1 protein-coding gene is annotated in these 619 nt (G+C 70.4%); it reads left to right on the forward strand.

The window, feature by feature from the left end; all coding sequences use genetic code 11:
* The coding region (locus PGX04_RS33060) for a DUF8173 domain-containing protein (RefSeq protein WP_465263868.1) at nt 1-619 on the forward strand (619 nt) is incomplete at both ends.

A 619-nucleotide genomic window follows, 5' to 3' on the forward strand; every position in this document is an offset into this window, starting at 1 on the left:
CGGCCGGAGTCGGGAGCGCGACGATCGACGGCACGCTCGAGAGCGACGCCGAAATCGGGGCCGACACGATCCGGCTGGGCGAGAGCGCCTCGGTCGCGGGCGATCTGCGCTACGACGGCGACCTCGAGGGGAACACCGATGCCGTCGCGGGCGAGATTCGAGAGGACGCCTCGCTCGGGGTCGACGTCGCACCGACGATTCAGCCGTTCGCGTCGTGGCTGTTCACCGCCTACGCGTTCGCGGTGAATCTACTGCTCGGTGCCCTCCTGCTCGCGCTGTTCCCGCGGTTCTCCGACGCCGTCGCCGACCGCGTCGCGACGGGACCCCTCCGCTCCGGGCTGATCGGGCTGGGGGTGCTCGTGGGAATCCCGATCCTCCTGATCGCGCTCGCGATCACCGTCGTCGGTATCCCGCTGTCTGTGGTCGGCTCGCTCGTGTTCGCCCTGCTGCTCTGGATCGGCGTCATCTACGGTCGCTTCGCCGTCGCCGCGTGGCTCCTCTCGCTGGTCGGTCTCGGCAACCGCTGGCTCGCGCTCGTCGTCGGCCTGCTCGCCGGTGCCCTCCTCACTCGGCTGCCCGTCCCCGTCGTCGGCGAGGCGATCAATCTGGTCGTCCTCCT

Source organism: Natrinema soli, from assembly GCF_028618695.1.